We start from the raw sequence: 25818 nt of genomic DNA, 5'->3' as shown, positions 1-25818 counted from the left end.
AACATGCATATCATGATTGTTAATTAGCGATTTATGTTACAATATTATTGAAAATTTTTGAACAAGAGAGGTAAGTAATATGACACAACAAATTGGAGTAGTGGGTTTAGCAGTAATGGGGAAAAACCTAGCTTGGAATATCGAATCACGTGGTTATAGTGTTTCTGTTTATAACCGATCAAGACAAAAAACTGATGAAATGGTTAAAGAATCACCTGGAAAAGAAATTCACCCAACATACTCTTTAGAAGAATTTGTAGAATCTTTAGAGAAACCTCGTAAGATTTTATTAATGGTAAAAGCTGGACCTGCAACAGATGCCACTATAGATGGTTTATTACATTTATTAGACGATGATGATATTTTAATTGATGGTGGTAATACTAATTACCAAGATACGATTCGTCGAAATAAAGCTTTAGCTGAAAGTAGCATTAACTTTATTGGTATGGGGGTTTCTGGTGGAGAAATCGGCGCACTCACGGGACCTTCTTTAATGCCAGGTGGTCAAAAAGATGCTTATAATAAAGTCAGCGATATATTGGACGCAATTGCTGCTAAAGCACAAGATGGTGCTTCATGTGTGACTTACATTGGCCCTAATGGTGCAGGACATTATGTTAAGATGGTACACAATGGTATCGAATATGCTGATATGCAATTAATTGCTGAAAGTTATGCAATGATGAAAGATTTATTAGGCATGTCACATAAAGAAATTTCTCAAACTTTTAAAGAATGGAATTCTGGAGAACTTGAAAGTTATTTAATAGAGATTACAGGTGATATTTTCAATAAATTAGATGATGACAATGAAGCACTTGTAGAAAAAATATTAGATACTGCAGGTCAAAAAGGCACAGGTAAATGGACTTCAATTAACGCACTAGAATTAGGTGTTCCGTTAACAATCATTACAGAGTCTGTATTTGCGAGATTCATCTCATCAATTAAAGAAGAACGTGTTACTGCTTCTAAATCTTTAAAAGGACCTAAAGCACATTTTGAAGGCAATAAAAAAGCATTCTTAGAAAAAATACGTAAGGCACTTTATATGAGTAAAATATGCTCATATGCTCAAGGTTTCGCTCAAATGAGAAAAGCCAGTGAAGATAATGAGTGGAATTTGAAATTAGGCGAATTAGCAATGATTTGGCGTGAAGGTTGTATTATTCGTGCACAATTCCTACAAAAAATAAAAGATGCCTACGATAATAATGAAAACTTACAAAACTTATTATTAGACCCTTACTTCAAAAACATTGTTATGGAATATCAAGATGCACTACGTGAAGTAGTAGCTACTAGTGTATGCAATGGCGTGCCAACACCTGGTTTTTCAGCAAGTATAAATTACTATGATAGTTATCGCTCAGAGGATTTACCTGCAAATTTAATTCAAGCACAACGTGATTACTTTGGCGCACATACTTATGAACGTAAAGACCGTGAAGGTATTTTCCATACACAATGGGTAGAAGAATAATTTAAAATAAAAAATCTCACTCTAAATTGGGTGGGATTTTATTGAAATTTTAATGTAAACGTTTTCGCTTAGCATAGTTTTTGTCAAAATTAATGAGTCCTTTTATTTTAACTTATTAATTTTGTTTATATTAATTATTTAGTTTTTTAATAACAGAGGAGATGATTTTATGAAAAGAAATTGGTGGAAAGAAGCTGTTGCATATCAAGTATATCCACGTAGTTTTAATGATAGTAATGGAGATGGAATAGGTGATTTGCCTGGATTAATTGAAAAATTAGATTATCTAGAAAATTTAGGAATAGATGTCATTTGGTTAAGCCCAATGTATCCATCACCAAACGATGACAATGGATATGATATTAGTGACTACAAAGGCATTATGAGTGAATTTGGTACAATGGACGATTTTGATCAATTGTTATCAAGCATACATCAAAGAGGAATGAAATTAATATTAGACTTAGTGGTGAATCACACATCAGATGAACACCCATGGTTTATTGAATCAAAATCTAGTAAAGCAAGTGCAAAAAGAAATTGGTATATTTGGGCGGATCCTAAACCTGATGGATCTGAACCTAATAACTGGGAAAGTATCTTTAATGGTTCAACTTGGGAGTTTGACGAATCGACTAAGCAATACTATTTCCATTTATTTAGCAAAAAGCAGCCAGATTTAAATTGGGAAAATCCAGATGTAAGACAAGCTGTGTTTGATATGATGAATTGGTGGTTTGAAAAAGGTATTGATGGATTTAGAGTTGACGCCATTACTCATATTAAAAAGAATTTTGAAGCAGGAGATTTACCTATACCTGATGGCAAAAAATTTGCTCCAGCATTTGATGTAGATATGAATCAGCCAGGAATACAAGAATGGCTCCAAGAAATGAAAGATAAATCGTTAAGTCGGTATGACATTATGACTGTAGGCGAGGCTAATGGTGTCACTCCTAATGATGCTGAAGAATGGGTAGGAGAAGAAAAAGGGAAATTTAATATGATATTCCAGTTTGAACATCTCGGTTTATGGAGTACTGGCGATACGAAATTCGATGTTAAATCCTATAAACAAGTCTTAAATCGTTGGCAAAAGCAACTAGAAAATGTAGGTTGGAATGCTTTATTTATCGAAAACCATGATCAACCACGCCGTGTTTCAACCTGGGGTGATGATAAAAATTATTGGTATGAATCAGCAACTAGTCACGCTACTGCCTACTTTTTACAACAGGGCACACCTTTTATTTACCAAGGTCAAGAAATAGGTATGACTAATTATCCATTTGAAAGCATTGAAAGTTTCAACGATGTCGCAGTTAAAACTGAATATCAAATAGTCAAAAAAGAAGGTGGAGATGTCAATCAATTACTAGATAAATATAAAATGGAAAACCGAGACAATGCAAGGACTCCAATGCAATGGAATAATTCAATCAATGGTGGATTCACTACTGGTAAGCCATGGTTTCATGTAAACCCTAACTATACAGAAATTAATGTTAAACAACAACTAAATGATAAGTTTTCGATACTCTCTTATTATAAAGCGTTAATTCAACTTAAAAAATCTGATTTGATTTACACTTACGGTAAGTTTAGTATGGTCGATGCAGAAAATGAGCAGATTTTTGCTTATACACGCTCATTTAAAAACAATACAGTATTAATTGTAGCCAATCTAACAAATGAAGTATCAGAACTAAACCTACCTTTTGAATTAGATATTTCATCTGTAGATATAAAATTGCATAATTATCACTTAAATGATATAAATTTAGACCATATTAAACCTTATGAAGCATTCGTCGTTGAAATATAATACCGTGACGATAATTCAGAAATTAATAATGAACACGCCAGTGATGTTAATTACCTCACTGGCGTGTTCACTATACATTGGTAGTCCATAACTCATTTATATTAAGTTTGTCCCGACTAAATTTAGTTGAACACAACTCGAAGAATTTCATTCTAAAATTCAACAAATCTATCGAGTTGGAATTCAAAACACAATTCATATAATACTGATAACCTCATAACTCTATGTCACATCTTAATTTTGATAATCCTCATCTAAATCATAGATTTCTTGTTTAATAGGTAACCATAGTTGAATCTTAGTGAACGGGTCATTAAATGAAATATCAATTGGATAAATCTCAACATATAAACTATTTCGCTCATAGGGTAAAGTTAGTTGTAAGCTAGATTCAATATAATACCAAGCCTCGTTTGTAGCATAATCAATTTCACCTTGTAAATTAAACAATGCATAATGGCGACCAGGTAAAAATCTGCTTTCAAGGTGTGAAGGGTAACGTTCACTCGGAACACCAACAAATATTTCTAAACCTTGTTCCAGAGGACAACTGACTACAAATAATTCATACGGGCTCGTATCATTATAACGTTTAAGTTCTTTAATATAACCATCTACTAATAAATCCTCTAAAAAGTCTGGGATATTAAATGGATTTGATAATTGCTTAGTAGGAATAAATCTTGAATAGCCAACTAAAGATATATCATCAGTCTCTTGAAGCCTGTATGTATAGGGTGCATTTTCAGTCGTTGATAATTTTATATACAATCGTTTCTGTATTTTTAGTTCATCTTTTTTTGTTGTAGCTTGAATAGGTGAGATACCATGAAAATCACTAAAATCATTTGCGAAATCATTTGAATTCGCATAACGATATTTCTTAGCAACATCCATTAATCGACTAGCTCCATTAACTACATCGTTTGCTGCTATTGTCATTTTACGTGCACGTGCGTATTCCTCTGGTGACTGACCAACAATCATCTTAAAAGATTGATCCAAATGATACGGCGAAAGACCAACGTAATCACTTAATTCTTGCAAATTAAAAGGCTCTAACAAACGATCCTCAATATATACAATTGCTTGTTGTATTTGCTTGATAACGTCCAAAACTTTCACTCCAATTAAATTCAATCATAATCTTTATTGTACATTATTTTTAAATATTATACATCTTAAAGCTAGATTAATTTTTTGCAAAAATATAAAAAATGTGAATGATTATAGTCTTAAATCACTACAAGTTCTTTTGAACGTTGTGTAAATTAAGATATCATCATTCACACTAATCTATATTTATATAAAATTCATATTAGTGGATATCATCCCACCAATGATTCCCATCGCGACTTAATAAAAGATCACTTTCAAGAGGGCCATTTGTGCCCGCTTCATAGTTAGGGAAACATGGTTCAACCATTGTCCATTGATCTTGGATTGCATCTACAAATTTCCAAGTAGATTTTAATTCTTCCCAATGTGTAAAATTAGTCGCATCACCTTTAAGACAATCAAACAATAAGTTTTCATATGCATCTACAGTATTCATTTTATCTTGGGCACTCATTGCGTATGACAATTGCACGGGCTCAGTATCAATTCCTTGAATGTTCTTTTTAGCATTTAAATGCAATGAAATTCCTTCATTTGGTTGAATATTAATGACTAGCAAATTGGAATCTAGTAAATTGTCAGTTTCATAATATAAATTCATAGGTACTTCTTTAAATTCTACTACGACTTGTATCGTTTTTGATTTCATGCGTTTACCTGTTCTAATATAGAAAGGAACTCCAGCCCATCTAAAGTTGTCAATTGTTAATTTACCCGATACAAATGTAGGTGTAACCGAATCCTTTGCTACACGATCTTCTTCTCGATATGACTTAACCTGTTTACCATCTATAGTGCCTTGATCATATTGACCACGCACGAAATTCTTTTTAACTTCTTCTGGTTTTAATTGTCTAAGAGATTTAAGTACTTTGACTTTTTCTGCACGTATATCTTCACTGTTCAAACTTATCGGTGCTTCCATTGCAAGTAAAGCAACCATCTGTAGCATGTGATTTTGTACCATGTCTTTAAGTGCACCACTAGATTCATAATACCCACCACGATCTTCGACACCTAATACTTCTGATGATGTAACTTGAATATTTGAAATGTATTTATTATTCCATAAAGGTTCAAACATTGCGTTTGCGAATCGTAATACTTCTATATTTTGCACCATATCTTTGCCAAGATAGTGATCTATCCGATATATTTCTTCTTCTTTAAACGAACGTCTTATTTGATTATTTAATGATTCAGCAGATTTAAGATCACTGCCAAATGGTTTCTCTATAACTAAGCGTTTAAAGCCCTTAGTTTGAGTAAGACCAGAAGATTTAAGGTAATCTGAGATCACTCCAAAAAATTGTGGTGCCATAGCTAAGTAAAACAGACGATTTCCACCTAAAGCAAATTCTGAATCTAGTCGCTCACTAAATTGAAGTAATGACTGATAACTATCTTTATCACTCACGTCAGTTTTATGATAAAAAACATGCGTCATAAACTCATCAATTCTATCTGTATCTTTAACATAAGTTTGAATTGACGCTTTAACTTGGTCGCGAAATTGTTCGTTATTATAGTCGCGACGTCCTATACCAATAATAGCAATATGTTCATCTAAATTATCTTGTTGATATAAATGGAATATAGAAGGAAATAGCTTTCTATGACTCAAATCTCCTGTGGCACCGAATATTGTAATCAAACAAGGAATGTGTTTTTGTTTAGTACTCAAGATTAAAACCTCAATTCTTAAATAAATATAATAAAAGATGATATACTTTATGATTAAACATAATTTTAGTTACGATACTTTTATTGCGTAGTATTAAAAGTAAATCAATCACATAGTTAAATATGCTTATGGATTTCATTTGATAGGAATGTAATTTTAATTCATATCAAAACATACTAGATTAATTTATTATATGATAATCACAACGTAAGGTCATTATATTTGCTTAAAGTTAAGTAAAATAAATTGAAAAATGCTTTATGACTTAAAAATCAACTTTAACAAATATGAGACACAAGTTTGCGCTTAATAAAATAATATCAAAAATGATTATGCGATAATAGTTTATAATTATATTTTATTTCTTGATTTAGAAATTATTCTTACGTATGATAAAATGAGTTAAGAAGAGGAGGATGAAGCATGGAAGTTACATTTTTCGGTACAAGTGCTGGGTTACCGACGAAAGAGAGAAATACACAATCCATTGCTTTAAATCTAGAACCATATTCAAATTCGATATGGTTATTTGATGTGGGCGAGGGAACACAACATCAAATTTTAAGACATTCTATTAAGTTAGGGAAGATAGATCATATTTTTATAACACATATGCATGGTGATCATATTTTTGGTCTCCCTGGACTACTAACAAGTCGTTCGTTTCAAGGTGGAGAAAATAAACCCCTTACTATTATAGGGCCTAAAGGGATTCAAAATTACATCGAAACATCTTTACAACTTTCTGAATCGCATTTGAATTATTCGATTACCTATATCGAAATCAATCAACAATTAGCGTATCACCACAATGGTTTTACTGTACAAGCTGAAATGCTTAACCATGGCATTCCTTCATTCGGATATCGTATTGAAGCCCCAATCACGCCTGGTACAATCAATGTAGATGCCTTGAGAGATATTGGACTAGAACCTGGTCCAAAATATCAGGAAGTCAAATTACAAGAAACGTTCGAATATAAAGGATTAATATACAATTCAGATGATTTTAAAGGTAAAGCTAAACCTGGTCCAATTATCAGTATATTTGGTGATACAAAACCGTGTGAAAATGAATATAAATTAGCAAACAACTCTGATTTAATGATTCATGAAGCAACTTACATTGAAGGAGATAAGAAACTTGCTAATAATTACCATCATAGTCATATAGACGATGTATTTAATCTAATTAAGCAAGCCAATGTAAATAAAAGTCTTATCACTCATATCAGTAACAGATATAACATTGATGAAGTTACATCAATATACAATGAGTTATCCCTTGATCAAACTTCTCCAAATTTTTATTTCGTTAAAGATTTCGATACCTTCAAAATATAATAAAACGCTTTTCTCTCAGAATACTATCTTAGGAGAAAAGCGTTTTTATTTATTCATCTTCTTTATGTGATAATTCCATACTTCTATTCACAGCTGCACCTAAACAATCTTCAAACATCGACACAATATCATATTGAGATAGTGCATCAAGTCCAGCTTGTGTAGTACCACCTTTAGATGTAATATTTTTTCTTAATTGAGACATACTTAAATCTGAACGCTCAATCATTTTACTTGTTCCAATAATTAAATTGCGTATAGATTCTTCGACTTGATTTCGTTCTAAACCTAATTCAGTACCTGCTTTTACATATTGTTCAAATACATGATATAAAAATGCCGGCCCACTTCCTGTAATTGCAGTAACTTGATGTAGATGTTCTTCGGAGACTTCTATAACTGATCCAAATGCATTGATTAATTCATCCACTTCATTTTTAGATTTAGGATCAAAATTATTTGAAAAACTTATTCCAGTAACCGAATGTCCAACTTGAGCATTTGTATTTGGCATAATACGAGCTAATGGATTATTGGTATTAAGTTGCTGACGAATATAATCAATAGATAAACCTGCCATTATAGAAATAAACCTATTATCATTAGTAATGTGTTCTCTAATACGATTAGCTAAATTTTCAAAATCATGGGGCTTTGTACCTAAAAATACATAATCGGCATCTTTGAGTAATGCTTCATCATCATAACTATAATTAACTCCTAATTTTTCTGCAAAGCTTTTTAATGCTTGTTCATTGGATTTATTAGTTAAATAAATATCATTTGCATTTAAATTGTTGGAATTAATAATTCCAGTAAAAATTGCCTGCGCCATATTACCAGCGCCATAAAATACAAGTTTCATATTCATCTCAGCTCCTTCAATTTTGAATACTATTCATTGACTTAAAGTTATGCATATATAGTATCATATATCATAGTTAAGTAATATTACACACAAATAAAATTGAATGCTATCACACTTTATTAAGCTTGTTATTAAAATATACATAAAGGAGGAGCGACGTGATAGGTAAACACTTTATTATAACTGGAGCAACGAGTGGGTTAGGGTATGCAATAACCAATGAATTACTTCAAAGAGGCGCCCATGTTACTATACTTGCAAGAAATATCGATAAGTTCAATCGAATCAAAGAAAACTATTTTAAACCTGAACATATCAATGTGATTAAATGTGATTTAATGCAACGAAAAGATATTGAATCATTACAAGCGTTTTTAACCACACCTATAAATGGTTTCATCTATAGTTCAGGTGTCGGATATTTTAAGTCTATAAATGAACATTCAACTCGTGAAATATTAGAAACTTACGAGGTTAATCTTACAAATTTTAATTTGTTATACAAAGTGATTCAACCCCAATTAGTAAAAGCAGCATATATCGTTGGTATATCTAGTCAAGCTGCTTTAGTTTCTCAGGCTAATGCGGGCCCATTACGGTGCATCGAAAGCAGGGTTTAGCGCCGTGCTTAATGCATTGAGATTAGAACAACCGGAATTAAAAGTACTCAATGCACAGCTCGGTCCAATAGATACACCATTCCATAAAAACGCAGATCCTACTCTTAAATATTTTAAAAATTATAGACACATGATGATGCAACCACAACAACTTGCCAAGCGAATAGTGGAAGGAATAATACTAAATAAAATTGAAATTAATCAACCATCATGGATGCAAATAATGCTTAAATTTTATCAATTATGTCCACGTACACTAGAAAAATTTTGTCCAAAACTATTTAAAAATAAAGTTTAAGGTAAAAAAACATTGACTGAATGGACATTTTTACAAATGATCTTTCAAAACCTCATATTCGGATTTTATCAACGTGGTCAATATGATTTTTGGTATTAGTATTGCCTTAAAATAAAGAGATCCTACAGACGTCATTTAACCGTTTTATCTGTTGGATCTCTTTATTTAAGTATAGTCATTTAGGTATTTAACAAGTTGGTTAATATCCTTTTATTTCAAATGTTGTGTATATTCAATATCTTTTACTCTATTACGTGCGGATTTGATTTGATCTAAACTGATGTCTTTATAATAATTGCGGACATTCTCTTCAAGTTGTTCAACGTTACTAGCTCCTACAATAATTGACCCCATAGCATCATGAGAAGTTAAATATTTAAATGATAACGCGGTTAAATTACTTTCCAATTCTTTAATAGAAGCAATCGTGCTACCCAATTCGTCTTGAGTGTAATCTAACACACCGTTTTCAAATTTTTCATCTATAACATCAACACTTTTTGAAGTTAATAAACCTTTAAATACAGGGCCACGTGCTAGAATTTTAACTTGCTTATCATGAACATCATTAATAAGACTTTCAGGACGATTATCTATTAAATTAAACTGGGACATAAGTGTTTCAATTTGACTATTTTTAAGATAATAGTCTATCACGTTAGGGCGTATAGATGAAATTCCATATGCACGAATATATCCTTCTTGCTTTAATTCATCAAATGCACTAATAGTTTCGTCCAGAGGATCGTCTATTGTTCCGCCATGTAATTGATATAAGTCTAAATGGTTTAATCCTAATCGTTTCAAAGATCCTTTAACACTTTCTTTAATATGTTTTTTCGAAGGATCCCACGTCATATGTCCATCGTCAGTTAATCGATTTCCAACTTTAGTTCCGATAACGATGTCATCACGATTTTGATATTTTTTTAATGCTTTACCAACAATTTCTTCATTAACTCCTTGATCGTAAATATCTGCAGTATCAAAATACGTAATACCATTATCAATTGCACTTTCAATAATAGGTTGGGCTTTTTTATAATCTGTGCCTAAACTCATGCAACCTAACCCAAGTTCAGAAATTTCGATGCCACTTTTTAGAATATTTTTTTGCATGTCCAGTCTCCTTTCGATACACTTTAACTGACGAATTCAGTTTATCAATTTATAAAAACAATTAAAAGGAACGTGTTTAAATATGAGATTAAACGAAAAAACAATCGATAGAACGGTTATTTACAATGGTAGTATTATCGATTTAGAAGTACATGATGTTGAATTACCCGATGGCAGTACATCTAAACGTGAACTTGTGTTTCATCATGGTGCGGTAGCAGTGTGTGCAATAACACCTGAAAATGAAGTTTTATTAGTTAAACAATTTCGTAAGCCTGCAGATCAACCACTTTTGGAAATTCCTGCAGGTAAATTAGAACAGGGTGAAGATCGTAAAGAAGCGGCTATTAGAGAACTACAAGAAGAAACAGGATATATTGCTTCAGATTTGCAATTTGTCACTAATATGTACGGGTCTCCTGGATTTTCAAGTGAAAAACTTTCTATATACTTTACAGACCAATTAACGATTGGAGAAACCAATTTAGATGCTGATGAATTTGTCGAGCTTCACAAAGTACCTTTAAGTCAAATAGATTCATTGCTAAAAGATAATAAAATTGAGGATGCCAAAACAATCATTGCGTTGCAACATCTATTACTAAATTATAATCATTCTAAATAACAAGCAAATCTTCTTGCTTTTTACCGACAATATTGGTATTTTATTAAATGAACCATGGATTAAATTAAAATGATTATAATTCTTAGTAGAGGAGTGAGGCTTCCGTGGAAGAACGATTAAATCGCGTGAAGCAGCAATTACAACAATCATCATATAAATTGACTCCACAAAGAGAGGCAACTGTTAGAGTATTAATTGAAAATGAGAAAGATCATCTTAGCGCAGAAGATGTGTACTTAAAAGTCAAAGATAAGGCTCCGGAAATAGGGTTAGCAACCGTTTATAGAACTTTAGAATTGCTAGCTGAAATAAAAGTGCTAGATAAAATAAATTTTGGTGATGGTGTAGCTCGTTTTGATTTAAGAAAAGAAGGTGCCAAGCATTTCCATCATCATCTTGTTTGTATGGAATGTGGTAAAGTCGAAGAAATTGAAGAAGACTTATTACCTGAGGTTGAAAATCGTGTTGAAAATGAGTTTAATTTTAAGATTTTAGATCACCGTTTAACGTTTCACGGTGTATGTTCTGAATGCCAAGCCAAAAATAAGCAATAACTTAGCCAACAGACAAGTTACCGCTTCAATAGGGGTGCTAACATGAATAATATCATTGACGAATATTTAAATTTTATTCAAATTGAAAAAGGATTAAGTAACAATACTATAGGGGCGTATCGAAGAGATTTAAAAAAATATAAAGATTATCTTGCAGATAACAAGATTTCACATATCGATTTTATTGATAGACAAATTATCCAAGAGTGTCTTGGCCACCTTATAGATATGGGGCAATCTTCAAAATCTCTCGCAAGGTTTATTTCTACAATTAGAAGCTTTCATCAGTTTGCATTACGCGAAAAATATGCTGCCAAAGACCCAACTGTTTTAATAGAAACGCCCAAATATGAAAAGAAACTGCCAGATGTGCTTGAAATAGACGAAGTAATAGCATTACTGGAAACGCCTGATTTAGCCAAGAATAATGGATATCGTGATCGTACGATGTTGGAACTTTTATACGCCACAGGTATGCGTGTAACTGAAATTATTCAATTGGATGTTGAAGACGTAAACTTAATGATGGGATTTGTACGAGTGTTCGGGAAAGGGAACAAGGAAAGAATTGTCCCCTTAGGAGATACCGTCATCGAATATTTAACTACGTATATCGAAACCGTAAGACCTCAATTACTCAAACAAACCACAACCCAAGCGCTATTCCTTAACATGCACGGAAAATCTTTATCAAGACAAGGCATTTGGAAAATCATTAAACAATATGGTTTGAAAGCTAATATCAATAAGACGCTTACACCACATACTTTACGGCATTCATTTGCAACACATCTCTTAGAAAATGGCGCAGATTTAAGAGCCGTACAAGAAATGTTAGGTCACTCTGACATTTCTACAACACAACTTTATACACATGTATCCAAATCACAAATCAGAAAAATGTATACGCAGTTTCATCCAAGAGCTTAGTAATATAGGAATTTGTAACCAGTAAATTTATGCTTAATAGCCAACCATAAATTTACTGGCCTTTTTTATTACTTCTATTTCGATACTGTCTATGGAATAAAGCACGTTCTCTATTTTTTATCACTTCAGTTCTGTCACGTTTAATATGATGATCAACAATATAAGGTTCCTTAATTATTTGAGAAGTAAATAAATAATCCGGATATTTACGTTTAATAAGTGTCCGAAACTCTGGTTCAATAGGTAATTGTAACGGAGTAAATTGTTTTTGTAATTTAACTGCTTCAATCCTTTTCATAATAAGTTGTTTAAATTCATTGATATTAAGGTGTAATTGAGTCTCATCTATAGCGTGGTTAATAGTTAATAACGCTTTTTCAAAAGATTTTAATGCGCCTTTTAAATTCCCACGTCGATAGTGATAATTAGCTGTTGCAAACAAAATCAGACTTACCACTGCATCATGTTTTGAAAAAGTATTTTGTGATTTCCAAGCATCTTCTAAAATATCATGACATAGAAAGTAATGTTGATGCTTATGAAACTGATAATAATAATCCATTAATGATTGTTCCATTAGATTTCACCCATAATTTAAAAGTTATATGTATTCATGCTATAATAATTTAGTGAAATATGCATTAACGACGCAATTTGATATAGAGGTAGATGTAATGTATGAAGTAAAACTCGATGCATTTAATGGTCCATTAGACTTATTATTGCATCTAATTCAAAAATATGAAATTGATATTTATGATATCCCTATGAAAGCCTTAACTGAACAGTACATGCAATATGTTCATGCGATGAATCAGCTAGAAATTAATGTTGCTAGTGAATATTTAGTAATGGCATCAGAATTATTAATGATTAAAAGTAAATTACTATTGCCTCAATCGAGCATCGAAGAAGATATAGAAGAGGATCCTCGTGAGGACTTAGTAGGAAGACTTATTGAGTATCAAAACTATAAAGAATATACTGAAATATTAAATACTATGAAAGAAGAACGCGATCTTTATTTTACTAAACATCCGACGGACCTTACTCATTTAGAGACAAATGAATCGTGGGATCCTAATCAAACGATTGATTTAACTGAATTGATTGTAGCTTATCAAAGAGTTAAAAATCGGGTTGAACTTAACACTCCTAAATCTGTAGAAATTAAAAAAGAAACATTTACGATTCAACAAGCGACAGCCCAGGTTACCGAACGATTAAAACAACATGAATCGTTTAACTTTTTCAGTTTATTTACATTTCATGAACCGGTCGAACAAGTTGTTACTCATTTTTTGGCAATTTTAGAAATGTCAAAATCAGGAATAGTTAATATCAAACAAACAAAACAATTTGATGATATTGACATAATAAGAGGAGTGAACTATAGCATTGGATAATATTGCAATACTTGAGGCATTACTATATACCTCCGGCGATGAAGGATTAGAGCAAAAACAAATTATTGACATATTAGACATCAACCTCAATCAATTAGAAGATTTAGTTAGTAGATATCATTCACATGGCTTAACAATTCAAAGATATGGGTCAACTTATGTACTTACAACAAAAAAAGAAACTTCTACATATATAGAACAATTAGTCAAAGAAAAGTCTAAAATGAAATTATCCCAAGCAGCAATGGAAACACTCTCTATTATTGCATATAATCAACCGCTGACACGTGGAGATATAGAAATGATTAGAGGAATTAATTCGGATGGAGCTGTAAAAACTTTAATTGCTAGAGGATTAGTAGAAGCAAAAGATGTTGATCATTCTAGAAGCCATCATTTACTAACCACAGATTTATTTCTAAATGTGTTTGGAATCGAAAACTTAGATGCATTACCTACTACAGAAGAAGATGAGGCAGAAATGGATGAATTCTTTAGTAATTTAGTTAACCAAAAAGGAGAGTCAAATGAGTAAAGAAAAAGAAAGATTACAAAAAAGAATCGCTAAAAGCGGGTATACATCTCGTCGAAAAGCAGAAGTACTTATCACTGAAGGACGAGTTAAAGTCAATGGGCAAACTGTAACAGAATTAGGGTCCAAAGTGATGCCATCAGATTTAGTTGAAGTTGATGGTATTAAAATCGAACAAGAAGACAAAATTTATATTTTGTTTTATAAGCCAACTCAAGTCATTACGAGTGTTTCTGATGATCGTGGACGTAGGGTGGTTACGGATTACTTTGATGATCTAGAATCACGTATTTATCCGGTTGGACGATTAGATTATGACACATCTGGAGTTTTATTATTAACTAATGATGGAGAATTTACTAATTTGATGACACATCCTCGATATCACATTAAAAAGAAATACGTCGCTAAATTAAAAGGTTATTTAATGAGAGAGGAAATTAAGCAACTTGAAAAAGGAATAGAATTAGAAGATGGATATACACAACCAGCACAAGTTAAAATAAAAAAGCAAGATAAAGAGAAAAATACGACTTTAGTTGAAATTACAATTAGTGAAGGGCGAAATAGACAAGTTAGACGTATGTTTGAGTATTTTGGTCATCAAGTTAATAAGTTAGCAAGAATTCAATTTGGTCCCATAGATTTAAAAGGTTTGAACGCCGGTGAAGGAAGAGTTCTTACACCACATGAAGTAAAAACATTAAGACATTTGGCTGAAAACGGTAAATAAACACTAAAAAGATGTAATCACCATTTAGATTGATATTTTTTTCACAAGGTTAACCTTTGAGTCACTCAACATCGTTAACCTATGATATAATGACAAATGTATTTAACAGCAAGTGTAGGAGGTAGTAAAAAGTATGACTAACGAAATTTTAATCGTTGATGATGAAGATAGAATTAGAAGATTACTTAAATTATATTTAGAAAGAGAATCTTTTGAAATTCATGAAGCAAGAGATGGTAAAGAAGCCTACGAGCTTGCTCTTGAAAACAACTATGCGTGCATCCTCTTAGATTTAATGCTTCCTGAAATGGATGGAATTGAAGTTGCCTCTAAACTTAGAGAACATAAAGATACACCTATCATCATGCTTACTGCAAAAGGTGAAGAAACAAATCGTGTTGAAGGATTTGAATCGGGAGCAGATGATTATATTGTGAAGCCTTTCTCACCAAGAGAAGTAGTATTGAGAGTAAAGGCGTTATTAAGACGCACACAAACTGCAAACACTGAGCAAAGCGAACCGCACGCACGCGATATTATTGAATTTAGTCATCTTGTGATTGATAATGACGCTCATCGGGTCCTTGCGGATAATCAACAAGTGAATCTAACACCTAAAGAGTATGAATTACTCATCTATTTAGCTAAAACTCCAAATAAAGTATTTGATCGAGAACAGTTACTTAAAGAGGTTTGGCATTACGAATTTTATGGGGACTTGCGTACAGTAGATACTCATGTCAAAAGACTTAGAGAAAAGTTAAATCGAGTATCAAATGATGCTGCACAAATGATACAAACTGTGTGGGGTGTCGGTTATAAATTTGAGGTAAAACCTAGTGATGAACCGACTAAATAGTGTTGTTATAAAACTGTGGTTAACTATTATTTTAATAGTAGCGACAGTTTTAATTTTATTAAGTGTTTCATTAATCACTTTTATACAATATTACTTTACGCAAGAAACAGAATATGCAATTAAAGAAGATGCCAAAAGAATTAGTTCACTTGTTGAGAAGTCTCATAACAAAACGTTAGCTATCCAAAATAGCCAAACACTCATTGATGGACCGGGTGGTCTCATTATTATGAACGACATGAGCGAGAAACCAGACTCATCATATAAAGACACTAAAAAACAAATGTTCAATGAAATAAAAAAGAGTACTAAATTTAAAAAAGTGTTTAAAGAAGGTGAGTATGAAACCCAAAATATTACAATAAAAAATAAAGGTAATTCTCAATCTTATCTTTTGTTAGGATACCCAATGAAAGCTCAAAAGGGTGCTCAGAGCCATTATAGTGGTGTTTTTATATATAAAGATTTGAAATCTATCGAAGATACAAATAATGCTATTACAATTATTATCTTAATAACCGCTATTATATTTACTATAGCAAGCACAATATTTGCATTCTTTTTATCTAATAGAATAACAAAACCCTTACGTCAATTAAAAACTCAAGCACAAAAAGTTTCTGAAGGGGATTATAGTCAAATTTCAACTGTCGCTACTAAAGATGAAATAGGTGATTTATCACGTGCATTTAACAACATGAACGTTGAAATTCAAGAGCATATCAAAGCAATTTCTTCATCTAAGAATATAAGAGATACATTATTAAACTCTATGGTAGAAGGCGTTCTAGGTATTAATAATCAACGTGAAATCATATTGTCGAACAAGATGGCTGATGATATTATGCGTCACATTGATGATTTTTCAAAAGAATCTATTGAACAGCAAATTGAAGCAACATTTGAATCACAAGAGAATGAGTATTTAGAATTAGAAATTAATACAAGATACTATGTATTTATCTCCAGTTATATAGATAGAATTCAAACGAATGGTAGAAGTGGTATTGTCATGGTCATCCGTGATATGACAAATGAACATAATCTTGATCAAATGAAAAAAGATTTTATAGCAAATGTATCACATGAATTACGTACGCCAATCTCTTTATTACAGGGTTACACTGAGTCCATAGTAGACGGTATAGTTACCGAACCAGATGAAATACGTGACTCATTAGCAATCGTTTTAGATGAATCTAAGAGACTTAATCGTTTAGTCAATGAGTTACTAAATGTAGCTCGTATGGATGCTGAAGGATTATCAGTTGAGAAGGAATTACAACCTATTCAGCATCTTCTTGATAAAATGGAGTCTAAATATCGCATGCAAAGTGAAGAGTTAGGTTTAACAATGACGTTTGATTCTAATAATGAAGAACAATTATGGAACTATGATATGGATAGAATGGACCAAGTATTAACTAATTTAATTGATAATGCAACAAGATATACGCAAGCTGGTGATTCTATAAAGATTTCTATTGATGAAGATTCAGATTTCAATATTTTAACAATAACTGATACAGGTACTGGTATAGCGCCGGAACATCTGAAACAAGTATTTGACCGTTTTTATAAAGTAGACGCTGCTCGAAAAAGAGGTAAGCAAGGCACTGGGTTAGGTCTTTTCATTTGTAAAATGATTATTGAAGAACACGGTGGACGTATTGATGTTGAGAGCGAATTAGGCAAAGGTACTTCATTTATTATTAGACTACCTAAATCAAAGCAAATTAGTTAGAAATCGAAAAGTTTCATAAATTGTCTGTTTTAATAATCATTTTGAAAACAGAGAAATTATAATGCTACCCATCAAAATTAATATACAAAATACGCCTGAGACACAGAGTGATGTCTCAGGCGTATTTTGTATATAATCAGTCGATAACTATATTGATCATAGATTTAATTATCATTATATTTGAATAACTTCTACAAGTTTAAAGATATCATTTCAGAATCAATAAAGTCTATTTATTGGTAAATATTTTATGTGTTAAAACTTAAATCCAAGTTATATATTGACTTCATATTTTGTTATTAAAGTCTAAAAATTATTTTAACAGTAAGCAGAAATATTGAGTTTTTAAAATTAATCATGTAATATAAATTTAAAATAAAATTGATATATTCATCTTCGGGGTAGGGTGTAATTCCCAACCGGCAGTAATTTAAGCCTGCGACGACAACGTATTAATTTTTGCTTTGTCTTGATTCAGTGAAAGTCTGAAGCCGACAGTATAGTCTGGATGGGAGAAGATGGAGGTTTTTTGTTGTACAAATTTCCTCCTTTTCTAAGTAAGATGAATGGAAGGAGAAAATTATATATGCAACAAAACAAACGTTTGATTACAATTAGTATGTTAAGTGCGGTAGCGTTTGTGTTAACTTTCATCAAGTTTCCATTGCCATTTATTCCACCGTATCTAACTCTCGATTTTAGTGATGTTCCGACATTATTAGCAACATTCCTCTTAAGTCCTATTGCTGGGATTATCGTTGCACTCATCAAAAATATATTAAATTTTCTATTCAATATAGGGGATCCTGTTGGACCAGTAGCTAACTTTTTAGCAGGCGTCAGCTTTTTGCTATCATCATACTATGTTTATAGAAAAAGAAGAAATAATCGTTCTTTAATTTATGGATTAATTACAGGTACAATCGTTATGACTATTGTTTTGAGCATTTTAAATTATTTTGTGTTACTTCCATTATATGGAATGATATTTAATTTAGGTGATGTGCTTAATAACGTAAAAATTGTTATTGTGTCTGGAGTCATACCTTTTAATTTAATTAAAGGCATAATCATTTCCATTATATTTGTGTTGTTATTTAGAAGACTAAGACATATCATTAAATAAAAAACATTTTAAACTTTTTTGATTTATCTATTATAAAGACAATGTTCATATTCAAAAGTGGACATTGTCTTTATGTTGTTTCTAAAGATATAAAGAAAATGTAACTCATAAACAATTTAACAATAGTGAGCGTAACGCTTTAAGATATTATGATTTTAAACTTCTTATCAAATAGAACACTGATTTTAATGAGCCATATAAAATGTTATCAATAATTACTAATAAACAACCCCAAATGAATCATATTAAACAATTCATTTGGGGATCAATTCATCTAATAGCTTATTATTTTATTGTTTATAGCTAGTTAACTTAACAATTAATTCTCATACAAATTGATATACTATAAATAGTAATAAATTATTTAGATTAATTTTTATGTATTCTAAGAATCATATATTATTCAAACTTCAGTGCGTCACCATCAAATGGTTCGTCTTCAATTTTGATTGAGTCAGTAGGACAACCTTCTAGTGCATCTTCCATATCTTCATATAACTCTTCAGGCACTTCAGCAGTACCTTGGTTATCGTCGAGAATTACGTATGCAATACCTTCATCATCGTAATCATATATATCTGGAGCAGCTGCACCGCAAGCACCGCATGCTATACATGTATCCATATCAACGATTGTATATTTTGCCATATTTATTCGCCTCCTTTGATAAAAATGCTACACTAGTATTGTAAATACAATTGTAGACATCGATAGATTACATTTCAATTTATTCGTTTTATAGAGTGAGGGTTTAATTTGTACAATATACTATCATATGCCATGAGTCATGCATTTAACTACAAAACCAATAAAAGTATCTATAATATTTTAATAGGTAAGAAGTCACACCAAACGTTTTTTGATGCGTCAAGCCAACAACTTTTGTCATTATATCATAGTTTACCTAATTTGAAGTATTCAACTTTTGAGCAATTTATACTCCAAAAGGATGATTTTGAAAAATCAATTCAAGTAAAAATACATCCACAATACACTTATGATAGTCTCACTCAAACGTTTAGTTGCATACAATTACTTATCCAAACGTTATCTCATAAACGCAAGGAGTCAAATACATTTATTCCAATTGTTCAAAATACCTTTGTTCAACAAAGGGTCAAACAAATTTATCAACAGGTCATTGAATCAAATCAAGTATCAAAAACTATAGACGAAATATATTTATTATTTGAGAATTTAAATAATAAAGCCAACCATACATTTCTTCATTATTATTTACAAGGATATGAGGAATCTATGTATACTAGACAACAAATAAGTTTAATTGAGGGTATACCACAATCAGAACTATTTGAACGAGAAATGAATGAACTGATTGCCTTATTGAATCAATTAAAAGATTCAACGAAATATCCAATACTTTCTCAAGCTATCATTCTTTCACCATTACAAACAAATACATACTTAAGCTATCAAAAGTTAAAATCTGGGCTCAATTTAAAAGAAATTGCTCAATTACAAAATGTAAAACTTAACACAATTGAAGATCATATTCTAGAAATGTATATTAAAGGTTATCTGATTGACTATACATTATTTATAAATAAAAAAGATATTCTCGAATTTATAAACTACTATCAAAATCATCGAGGTAAACGATTAAAATTTCATAAAGAACATTTTACTGATTGGACTTACTTTCAAATTAAGTTAGTTATAGTAGGAATAGAAAGAGGTGACTTAATTGCTGAAAGATAATTTAAAGAAATGGTTTGGTTTTGATGAATTTAAAGAGGGGCAAGAAGAAATTATTGATAGCGTCCTTCATGGAAGGCATACACTTGGAATTTTACCAACTGGTAGTGGTAAAAGTTTATGTTATCAACTCCCAACATATATATTAGAAAAACCAACATTAATTATATCACCACTCATTTCACTTATGGATGATCAAGTAATGCAAATGAAGTTAAAAGGTGAAACACATGTTGCATGTATCCATTCTGGCATGGACGAAGTAGAAAAAAGAGACAATATTAAACGACTAAGTAAAAGTCGATTTATTTATTTAAGTCCAGAATATATATTGCAACCTCATAATTTTAAGTACATCGCTCATATCAACTTTGGATTAATAGTATTAGATGAAGCACACTGTTTATCAGAGTGGGGGTATGATTTTAGACCTCACTATGCTTTAGTTGGTAAAATTATTCATCATTTTAATTCAGCAACAGTGTTAGCACTAACAGCTACAGCACCACCTCAATTAGAAACTGATTTATCTCACATTTTATCACTCAAATTAAATGTAGTTCAAAAAAGTATGAATCGAAAAAATATTAGCCTACAGCACTTTAATTTTAATGATGATGAGGGGAAGATTGAATGGCTGTTACCATTTTTATCTAATTCTGGGCCTACAATTATATATGTTTCTTCTAAAAAAAGATGTTTAGAACTAGCCCAAATGATTTATGATTCAGGATATCTAACAGGTATATATCATGGAGATTTAAGTTATCAGGAACGCCAAACAGTTCAACAACAGTTTTTTAATAATGACATACCAGTTATAGTAGCAACAAGTGCTTTTGGAATGGGAATAAATAAAAAAGATATTCGTACAGTCATACATTTTCATTTATCATCTTCACCATCTAACTATTTACAAGAAATTGGTCGTGCTGGTAGAGATGGTAAACAAAGTCAAGCCATTAGCTTATTTCAACCTGATGATAGTTTTATTCTAGAAACATTACTATTCACTGATATGATCACTGATGACGATATCACAATGTTTGAGATGGGAAACCACTTACCAGATGAAAAGGAAAAAATTTTAAGTACATTAAACTTACAATTCACATTTAGCCAACTTAAAGATATATTTCATCAATCATATCAACGTAAGCGACTAGGTTATATGAGAATGATGGGGTATACAAATTTAGATCAATGTAGACGCAAATACTTGCTGGAATTTTTTGGTGAACATCCTCAAAGTCCAAAACAATGTTGTGATCAAGATTCAAGTTTAGAATCTATCCAGATATTGAATCGTAAAAAGGTGAAAAGAAAACTAAGTTTTAATGAAAAATTATATAATTTGTTCGAAACCTAGCTATCGCTTTACTTACTGAAATTTAACAAGCTATAATCAATATGTAGACCCAATTAAGCAGTGTTAAATACTTTTAATTATTTTACATATTTAATTTTAACTTGGGTATAGAGTAATTAATCAAAATAGAAGGGATGATAGTTGTGTCTAATAATAATTTTAAAGATGATTTTGAAAAGAATCGTCAATCTATTAATCCAGACGAGCATCAAAGAGATTTAAAAGAAGATGATAAAACAAATGAAAATAATAAAGAAGTAGACTCTCAAAACAGTGTATCTAATAACTCAAATCAGCAATTTCCACCAAGAAATGCACAACGACGAAAAAGACGCAGAGAGACAGCTACAAATCAAAGCAAACATCAAGACGACAAGCATCAAAAAAATAGTGACGCTAAAACTACAGAAGGTTCATTAGATGACCGTTATGACGAAGCACAGTTACAGCAACAACATGATAATTCGCAACAGCAAAATAAAATTGAAAAACAATCACAAGATAGTAGAATGATAGATGGAAAAGATGCAGCTATTGTAAATGGAAAATCTGAGTCTTCAGAACATAAATCAAAATCAACACAAAATAGACCCGGCCCTAAAGCTCAACAACAAAAGGATAAATCAGAAAGTACGCAATCAAAATCTTCAACAAACAAAGATAAAAAAGTAGCTACAGGAGCTGGAATAGCTGGTGCAGCTGGTGTTGCTGGTGCAGCAAAAACATCCAAACACCATCATAATAAAAAAGATAAACAAGATTCTAAACAGTCAAATCATGAGAATGACGAAAAATCTGTTAAAAATGATGACAAAAAGCAATCTAAAAAAGGCAAGAAAGCAGCAGTCGGTGCTGGCGCAGCTGCAGGAGTTGGTGCGGCTGGTGCTGCGCATCATAACAAACAAAATAAACATCATAATGAGGAAAAAAATTCTAGTCAAAACAATCAGTACAATAACCACTCAGATGATAAGAAAAAAGGTGGTTTCATGAAAATCTTGTTACCACTCATAGCAGCCATTCTTATTCTAGGTGCAATAGCAATATTCGGTGGTATGGCTCTAAATAATCACAACGACAGTAAAAGTGATGACCAAAAAATAGCGAATCAAAGTAAGAAAGACTCAGATAAAAAAGATGGTGAGCAATCCGGAGATAACAAAGACAAAAATCACGATAGTAAAAAAGACAAAAAATCTGATTCTGATAAGAACGCTAATGATGATTCTGATAAGAACACTAATGATGACTCTGATAATAGTTCCTCAAATCCTAACGCTACTTCAACTAATAATAACGATAATGTAGCTAATAATAACTCAAATTATACAAACCAAAATCAACAAGATAATGCAAATCAAAATAGCAATAATCAACAGACAACTCAAGGACAACAATCACATACAGTATATGGTCAAGAAAACTTATATCGTATCGCCATACAATATTATGGAGAAGGAACTCAAGCTAACGTAGATAAAATTAAACGTGCGAATGGATTAAGCAGTAATAATATTCATAATGGTCAAACACTAGTTATTCCTCAATAACATGATTAATAGTCCCAGTATTGGTGACAAACACCAATATTGGGGCTATATTTTTATTTAATTCAAAATTCAGGTCTTAGCTAAAATAGTGAATAACTGATATAATTATTTGGTGATTAAAGGAGGATAAGTATGCAAACTATTGAAAGCATCATTATAGGTGGCGGTCCATGTGGATTAAGCGCAGCAATTGAACAAAAGAAAAAAGGTATTGAAACATTAGTAATTGAAAAAGGTAATGTTGTTGAATCAATCTATAATTATCCAACACATCAGACTTTTTTCTCATCAAGTGATAAATTAAGTATCGGAGATATTCCTTTTATTGTTGAAGATAGTAAGCCAAGACGCAATCAAGCGCTTGTATACTATAGGGAAGTCGTTAAACATCATCAACTTAACATACATCCGTTCGAAGAAGTTTTAACAGTTAAAAAAATAAATAATAAATTTGCAATTACAACCACAAAAGGTGTATATGAATGTAAATATTTAACTGTTGCTACGGGTTATTATGGTCAACATAATACTTTAGAAGCGGAAGGGGCAGAATTACCTAAAGTATTCCATTACTTTAAAGAAGCACATCCGTATTTTAATCAAAATGTTGTTATTATTGGAGGCAAAAACTCTGCTGTTGATGCTGCGTTAGAATTAGAAAAAGCTGGTGCTAATGTAACTGTTTTATATCGTGGTGAACAGTATCCTAAAGCAATTAAACCATGGATATTACCTAATTTCGAATCATTAGTCAATCATGAAAAAATAACGATGGAATTTAATGCGACAGTAACCAAAATTACCGATCATTCAGTGACTTATGAAAAAGATGGTCACCTTATAGAAATTGATAATGACTACGTTTTTGCTATGATTGGTTATCATCCAGATTACGATTTCTTAAAAACGATAGGTATAGATATCCATACCAATGAATATGGTACTGCTCCTGTTTATAATCGAGAAACATTTGAAACAAACGTCGAAAATTGTTATATAGCTGGTGTTATTGCTGCGGGTAATGATGCAAATACTATTTTTATCGAAAATGGTAAATACCATGGTGGTGTCATTACACAAAGCATTTTGACAAAAAAACAAACACCACTTGAAACATAGAGCCTACAAAAAGCTTGGGATACTAAACAATGTCCCAAGCTTTCTTAATGTATTGGTAATCAATGACTCAATTAAAATGCACATATTAATGATAGGTAAGCCTTAATTAGAGTATAATTGCACTAAAGAAATTTCATAGACAATGCACGCAACTAATAGAAATCGGAGTGTGACAATGAACTCGATACGAATTTTTGTCCCACTCTTTTTAATTACTCTTCGAAATATCGCTCTAATTGATTATGAGTCATATCCTGACTCAAACCAACTAGTAATTTTAGCCTTGCCTTTGGTCCATTTAAACCATTCGAAAAAATAACATCATTATTTTTTAAATCTGCGCCACCACCTTCATAAGCATATACAGGACTAACAATGCCATTGAATGATCTAGATACGAGAACTAGAGGAATCTTATTCTTTAGACATTGCTGTAGTCCATTAAGACAACTTTTTGGAAGATTACCTTGTCCTAGTGCTTCGATGACTATACCATCAACGTGCTGTTGTGCATAAAATGATAGTACATCATCTTCCATACCCATGTATGCTTTTACAAGTGGAACACGTAAATTTACATCGATATATTGATAGGTAGTTTGTCTGTAGGGATGATGATAAAATTGTACTCGATTCTTGGTAAGTACACCTAGAGGCCCCTGATTAGGACTTTGAAATGTATTTATATTCGAAGTATGTGTCTTTGTCACATTACGAGCAGTATGAATCTCATCATTAAATACAACCATTACACCTTTATGATTAGCCTCAGATGAAGTAGCAACCCTTATGGCAGAAATAAAATTATAGAGACCATCGGAACCAATTTCATTGGATGATCTCATTGCTCCAGTAATTACTATGGGCTCTTGAATATCAATTAATAAATCTATTAAAAAAGCTGTTTCCTCAAGTGTATCTGTTCCATGAGTAATAACAAATCCATCATATATATTTTCTTTAGAATATGTAATGATTTCGTCTCTTAATCGCACAACATTCGAAATTGTCATATGCGGCGAGGGTATATTTAGAAGATTGATTTCGTCAACCTTTGCATATTGACTAATGATATTTTGATGTTGAGATATTGGATTTTCTTCATTCGTTATCACTTTATTAGTTTGATCTTGTGACATACTTATTGTGCCACCAGTGTGTATGACAAGTAGACGTTTCATTACGTATTCCT

At 31.6% G+C, this 25818-nt stretch carries 23 protein-coding genes, 1 pseudogene and 1 riboswitch; of the genes and pseudogenes, 17 read left to right on the top strand and 7 right to left on the bottom strand.

The genetic code is table 11. The features are described 5' to 3' along the window. Positions 1–79 precede the first annotated feature (79 nt). Positions 80–1486, top strand: a complete 1407-nt coding sequence (gene gndA / locus HMPREF3058_RS01440; protein WP_002490943.1) for an NADP-dependent phosphogluconate dehydrogenase — start codon at positions 80–82, stop codon at positions 1484–1486. Positions 1487–1655: 169 nt separating this feature from the next. After that, a complete protein-coding gene (locus HMPREF3058_RS01435; RefSeq protein ID WP_002475210.1) occupies positions 1656–3311 on the top strand; it encodes a glycoside hydrolase family 13 protein in 1656 nt (551 codons plus the stop codon). Between the two features lie 234 nt (positions 3312–3545). Here the strand turns inward: HMPREF3058_RS01435 and HMPREF3058_RS01430 are convergent, their stop codons facing one another. Together HMPREF3058_RS01430 and zwf are read right to left on the bottom strand one after the other, a co-directional pair. After that, complete coding sequence (locus HMPREF3058_RS01430; protein ID WP_002490936.1) at positions 3546–4427, bottom strand: AraC family transcriptional regulator; 882 nt, start codon at positions 4425–4427, stop codon at positions 3546–3548. 202 nt (positions 4428–4629) lie between these two features. Continuing rightward, on the bottom strand, positions 4630–6114 hold the full coding sequence (gene zwf / locus HMPREF3058_RS01425; RefSeq protein ID WP_002446498.1) for a glucose-6-phosphate dehydrogenase: 1485 nt from the start codon (positions 6112–6114) through the stop codon (positions 4630–4632). Between the two features lie 423 nt (positions 6115–6537). On the opposite strand from zwf, the gene rnz reads away from it, so the two are divergent. Next, complete coding sequence (gene rnz, locus HMPREF3058_RS01420; protein ID WP_002475208.1) at positions 6538–7458, top strand: ribonuclease Z; 921 nt, start codon at positions 6538–6540, stop codon at positions 7456–7458. A 49-nt stretch (positions 7459–7507) separates the two neighbouring features. Here the strand turns inward: rnz and proC are convergent, their stop codons facing one another. Next, positions 7508–8323, bottom strand: a complete 816-nt coding sequence (gene proC / locus HMPREF3058_RS01415; protein WP_001831307.1) for a pyrroline-5-carboxylate reductase — start codon at positions 8321–8323, stop codon at positions 7508–7510. 161 nt (positions 8324–8484) lie between these two features. On the opposite strand from proC, the pseudogene HMPREF3058_RS01410 reads away from it, so the two are divergent. After that, positions 8485–9244: pseudogene (locus HMPREF3058_RS01410) on the top strand (SDR family NAD(P)-dependent oxidoreductase). A 210-nt stretch (positions 9245–9454) separates the two neighbouring features. Here the strand turns inward: HMPREF3058_RS01410 and HMPREF3058_RS01405 are convergent. Next, positions 9455–10363 (bottom strand): aldo/keto reductase, encoded by a 909-nt coding sequence (locus HMPREF3058_RS01405; protein WP_002490017.1) that lies wholly within the window; start codon positions 10361–10363, stop codon positions 9455–9457. A gap of 82 nt (positions 10364–10445) precedes the next feature. On the opposite strand from HMPREF3058_RS01405, the gene HMPREF3058_RS01400 reads away from it, so the two are divergent. From HMPREF3058_RS01400 to xerD, 3 genes are all read left to right on the top strand, one after another. Continuing rightward, positions 10446–10988, top strand: a complete 543-nt coding sequence (locus HMPREF3058_RS01400) for an NUDIX hydrolase (protein ID WP_002490956.1) — start codon at positions 10446–10448, stop codon at positions 10986–10988. A 104-nt stretch (positions 10989–11092) separates the two neighbouring features. Beyond that, positions 11093–11542, top strand: a complete 450-nt coding sequence (locus tag HMPREF3058_RS01395) for a ferric iron uptake transcriptional regulator (RefSeq protein WP_001831103.1) — start codon at positions 11093–11095, stop codon at positions 11540–11542. Between the two features lie 42 nt (positions 11543–11584). Beyond that, positions 11585–12472 (top strand): site-specific tyrosine recombinase XerD, encoded by an 888-nt coding sequence (xerD, locus tag HMPREF3058_RS01390; protein WP_002475230.1) that lies wholly within the window; start codon positions 11585–11587, stop codon positions 12470–12472. A 52-nt stretch (positions 12473–12524) separates the two neighbouring features. Here xerD and HMPREF3058_RS01385 read toward each other — a convergent pair whose 3' ends face one another. Beyond that, on the bottom strand, positions 12525–13049 hold the full coding sequence (locus HMPREF3058_RS01385) for a DUF309 domain-containing protein (protein WP_002490975.1): 525 nt from the start codon (positions 13047–13049) through the stop codon (positions 12525–12527). Positions 13050–13146: 97 nt separating this feature from the next. Here HMPREF3058_RS01385 and HMPREF3058_RS01380 point away from each other — a divergent pair, with 97 nt between their 5' ends. The 6 genes from HMPREF3058_RS01380 to HMPREF3058_RS01355 all read left to right on the top strand — a co-directional run bounded on the left by HMPREF3058_RS01380 (position 13147) and on the right by HMPREF3058_RS01355 (position 18872). After that, positions 13147–13878, top strand: coding sequence for a segregation and condensation protein A (locus tag HMPREF3058_RS01380; RefSeq protein ID WP_002475227.1), 732 nt, complete (start codon positions 13147–13149; stop codon positions 13876–13878). Next, positions 13871–14413, top strand: coding sequence for an SMC-Scp complex subunit ScpB (scpB, locus tag HMPREF3058_RS01375; protein ID WP_002446489.1), 543 nt, complete (start codon positions 13871–13873; stop codon positions 14411–14413). The genes HMPREF3058_RS01380 and scpB overlap by 8 nt, the downstream gene beginning before the upstream one ends. Beyond that, positions 14406–15143 (top strand): pseudouridine synthase, encoded by a 738-nt coding sequence (locus HMPREF3058_RS01370; RefSeq protein ID WP_002457698.1) that lies wholly within the window; start codon positions 14406–14408, stop codon positions 15141–15143. Before scpB ends, HMPREF3058_RS01370 begins: the two co-directional genes overlap by 8 nt. 133 nt (positions 15144–15276) lie before the next feature. Next, positions 15277–16002, top strand: coding sequence for a response regulator transcription factor (locus HMPREF3058_RS01365; RefSeq protein ID WP_002490985.1), 726 nt, complete (start codon positions 15277–15279; stop codon positions 16000–16002). Beyond that, positions 15986–17746, top strand: a complete 1761-nt coding sequence (locus HMPREF3058_RS01360) for an ATP-binding protein (RefSeq protein WP_002457697.1) — start codon at positions 15986–15988, stop codon at positions 17744–17746. The genes HMPREF3058_RS01365 and HMPREF3058_RS01360 overlap by 17 nt, the downstream gene beginning before the upstream one ends. A gap of 388 nt (positions 17747–18134) precedes the next feature. Then, positions 18135–18270: riboswitch (FMN riboswitch) on the top strand. A gap of 62 nt (positions 18271–18332) precedes the next feature. Beyond that, on the top strand, positions 18333–18872 hold the full coding sequence (locus tag HMPREF3058_RS01355) for an ECF transporter S component (protein WP_002457696.1): 540 nt from the start codon (positions 18333–18335) through the stop codon (positions 18870–18872). A 399-nt stretch (positions 18873–19271) separates the two neighbouring features. Here HMPREF3058_RS01355 and HMPREF3058_RS01350 read toward each other — a convergent pair whose 3' ends face one another. Continuing rightward, complete coding sequence (locus HMPREF3058_RS01350; protein WP_001831262.1) at positions 19272–19520, bottom strand: ferredoxin; 249 nt, start codon at positions 19518–19520, stop codon at positions 19272–19274. A gap of 108 nt (positions 19521–19628) precedes the next feature. On the opposite strand from HMPREF3058_RS01350, the gene HMPREF3058_RS01345 reads away from it, so the two are divergent. The 4 genes from HMPREF3058_RS01345 (at position 19629) to ypdA (ending at position 24626) form a co-directional block, all read left to right on the top strand. Continuing rightward, positions 19629–20591 carry a YpbB family protein gene (locus tag HMPREF3058_RS01345; RefSeq protein ID WP_002490967.1) on the top strand — a complete coding sequence of 321 codons (963 nt, stop codon included), beginning with the start codon at positions 19629–19631 and terminating at the stop codon, positions 20589–20591. Then, complete coding sequence (locus tag HMPREF3058_RS01340; protein ID WP_002487012.1) at positions 20578–21957, top strand: RecQ family ATP-dependent DNA helicase; 1380 nt, start codon at positions 20578–20580, stop codon at positions 21955–21957. Before HMPREF3058_RS01345 ends, HMPREF3058_RS01340 begins: the two co-directional genes overlap by 14 nt. A gap of 143 nt (positions 21958–22100) precedes the next feature. Then, positions 22101–23507, top strand: a complete 1407-nt coding sequence (ebpS, locus tag HMPREF3058_RS01335) for an elastin-binding protein EbpS (RefSeq protein ID WP_002491000.1) — start codon at positions 22101–22103, stop codon at positions 23505–23507. Between the two features lie 132 nt (positions 23508–23639). Beyond that, complete coding sequence (gene ypdA, locus HMPREF3058_RS01330) at positions 23640–24626, top strand: bacillithiol disulfide reductase YpdA (protein ID WP_002490993.1); 987 nt, start codon at positions 23640–23642, stop codon at positions 24624–24626. Between the two features lie 212 nt (positions 24627–24838). On the opposite strand, the gene HMPREF3058_RS01325 is transcribed toward ypdA, so the two are convergent. Then, complete coding sequence (locus HMPREF3058_RS01325) at positions 24839–25807, bottom strand: asparaginase (RefSeq protein ID WP_002490940.1); 969 nt, start codon at positions 25805–25807, stop codon at positions 24839–24841. Positions 25808–25818: the final 11 nt, after the last annotated feature.

The sequence above is a fragment of the Staphylococcus sp. HMSC068G11 genome, from assembly GCF_001815825.1.
GTDB classification, from domain to species: domain Bacteria; phylum Bacillota; class Bacilli; order Staphylococcales; family Staphylococcaceae; genus Staphylococcus; species Staphylococcus epidermidis.
This window is presented reverse-complemented; position numbering and strand designations above follow the sequence as displayed.